This is a genomic window from Pseudomonas sp. P5_A2_2, assembly GCF_054177685.1.
The window spans coordinates 1-2623 of sequence record NZ_JBGCUL010000639.1 but is presented as its reverse complement, the minus strand read 5'-3'; the positions used below and the strand labels follow the sequence as shown (position 1 = coordinate 2623).

Below are 2623 nucleotides of genomic sequence, written 5' to 3'. Positions count from 1 at the left end.
AACTATGACAACAAGATAGACATCACTATGCCCGAATCAGTGGACACGTCCATCACCCATCATTTCAACAGTCGCTGGACGGGATACCTGGGGACCACCTGGAAACGTTGGAGCCGGATCCAGAAGGTCGAGGCAGTCAACAGCGGTCTTTCCCCCCTGGGCCAGGCGGCCGGTCTGGGAAGTGTGACCGAAGAAATGAACTGGCGTGACACTTGGGCCACCGCAGTTGGGGCCTCCTATCAATTGAACCAACAATGGCTGCTGCGCGCAGGCTACGCCTATGATCCGTCGCCCATCAGAAATGCCGATCGCAGCGTGCGCGTTCCGGTTGGGAATCRCCAGGCCGTGACCTTGGGTGGTGCTTATTCGCCGAACTCCGATCTGACGATAGACTTTGCTTATGGTTATCTCTGGGATTCCAAAGTTTCCGTAAAACAGTCGAACAACTCCGGTCTTCAGCCTGAATACAGTGCCAAATATGACAATAGTGCGAATGGAATTTCAGTGCAGGCAACCTATCGGTACTAATCGACAGGACTCAATTTTTAATAGAGTCCATTTTTGCGAGCCTTCCTGAAAGTTTCCCTTTCATCGTTAATCAACTACTCCATCGGGACGTGATGCAGTCCTGCCTGTCAATCAGCACCCACTACCGAGAATACTTTCGCGGTAGTAGGTGGGTTGTCATTTAATGACCGCTAATCCATCGGGCTTTACGCGTGAACCTTCTGAATCAGTCAAAATTCTCGACCAGGCTTTTGACCTCGTTCGTCATTTGTGCCCTGATCACTCTAGCCGTGGGTGGGTTGGGAATGGTGGGGATCAATCGTTTGGCCACAGCGCTGTCTTTGACCTTTTCCAACAGCCTGGTCTCAGTGGGCAACATCAACKAGGTCATGACCAGAGCTTGTCGACAGGTTGGCAGTAGCCGCTCTGGGCGATCCTTGCAAGCAAGGGCGTCCCGAAGGAGAATGCCGGATTTCCAATGATCGTCATTAGGGTTTGTTCAGTAAAATTAACGAGTTGACATCAGGTTTTTAGGGTGAGCATGCCAAGCGAACCACCGTTTGATCTGAAGTTCAACTCCCGCGAAGTGAGCGCTGGGCATTGCTAATGAACAATCTCGGTTCAAATGTTATCGAGAAAACTGAGTGTTGCAGTGGCACCTCCGGGGTTTGCCCTCGATTCAGATCTGATTTATACAACAAGGCCACATGAAAAATGAAAATAAAATTATTATTCATCGCTTCGCTAGGRATTTTATCGCTAATTCAAACATCACTATCCTTCGCGGATAATGTCAATGGAAAAAATCTCTATTYACAGCGATGYRCCATGTGCCACGGAATAGATMTCAARGSAACAGGACCATTGGCTAATAAAAGCAATCCTCCTACACCTRATCTAACAACATCCGYTTTCAARAAACGAYTAAATGATTATCCKGGCGTKATTGTRTCATCGATAATACTTCGTCCAAATGGAGACTTGATTCCAARAACTTTGCRAGAGAATGGTGTAAAGCTAYCGCCGTACTCWTGGAGGATTAARGATCTKCGCGATTTAAATCAATACATGAGTGGTGTGATTTCAAAAAATCGATGATTTTTGAGTTGAGAGGCAGGCACAGAAATCTAAAAGCCATTTCAGGTTTGAGGGCTTGTGGGGCAATGCCGGTGAGCCCGTCGACCTCTCGCGGGCAAATCGCTAATGAACAATCTCGGATTAATACAAGCTCGGACAGCTCTTCGCATCTCGCAGCAATCGGCTGCGGTCGAGACTGGAAAATAACGGGCAGAAGCAGCCGCTCAAGATAGAAATCAAAGCCTCCCCTTTTTACTGGTCACATCTTCTTAAAGCGATGGAGTGGCGTAAGGGGCAAGTTGAATTAAATGGAAGAGCAGCTATCTTAAATATGAGTTTCGATGCTTTACCTGGAACAGATCAAGTTGAAGAGCCTCAAATTTTCTCTCCTGAAACAGGGAGAACTTAGCTTCCTCAGCGGTCTTCCAGCGAGTTGAAACACAATAAGGAAACAGCTCTATTTCTTTTTGCTGCAAATAGCGAAGTGCGCTTTCATCTAAGTGCTCATCAATAAAGCACCTCAGCTTTTCACCTGGGACTACCTGCCACAACACTAATCTTCGAATGGCTCGAACAAGATTTCCCATGGGGGATGGATTAGGTCGTAAGTTAATTTCAAGCGTTTTAGCTCTTATGCGCTCAAGATAGTCATCATGGCATATTAATTTTCTTTCCCACAAGTCATACGCAACCGCATCCCAGTCAAAGAATGTACCAAGCAAAACATCCTCCAGCCTTTGCATTGGGACATGCTTTTGTGCCCATGTGGTCTCTAGAGCCCAAAAGTCAATTTTCCAAGGTCCACTCTTATAGCCGTAGCCTCCAAATCGATTAGGCGTTGCACTAAGCTTTTCAGCCAACAACGCAACTTTCTCTTTAGAGTCGTCAATCACAAGATCTACATCAGATCTAAAGCCAGTTCGTCCCTCACGAGCAAAGTCACGAACGAGGCCACCCATGACCGCGACCCGATCAAAAGCACGAAAGTTGGATTCCAAAGCAGCCTGCAAGGCCTCCATCTCTCCAGATCTATTAGCCC

Annotated in this window: 3 protein-coding genes and 1 pseudogene; 3 read left to right on the top strand and 1 reads right to left on the bottom strand. The window is 47.3% G+C overall.

What is annotated here, in order from left to right; all coding sequences use genetic code 11:
• The 3 genes and pseudogenes from ACXRVY_RS23510 to ACXRVY_RS23500 form a co-directional block, all read left to right on the top strand.
• On the top strand, positions 1-528 hold a 528-nt coding region (locus ACXRVY_RS23510; protein WP_458238373.1), incomplete at its 5' end, for an outer membrane protein transport protein.
• Between the two features lie 191 nt (positions 529-719).
• Positions 720-902: pseudogene (locus ACXRVY_RS23505) on the top strand (methyl-accepting chemotaxis protein); the annotation flags it as partial.
• A 319-nt stretch (positions 903-1221) separates the two neighbouring features.
• Positions 1222-1605: a c-type cytochrome gene (locus ACXRVY_RS23500; protein ID WP_458238372.1), complete on the top strand. Its 384-nt coding sequence runs from the start codon at positions 1222-1224 to the stop codon at positions 1603-1605.
• Between the two features lie 299 nt (positions 1606-1904).
• On the opposite strand, the gene ACXRVY_RS23495 is transcribed toward ACXRVY_RS23500, so the two are convergent.
• Positions 1905-2623: hypothetical protein (locus ACXRVY_RS23495; RefSeq protein ID WP_458238371.1), on the bottom strand; the 719-nt coding region annotated here is incomplete at its 5' end.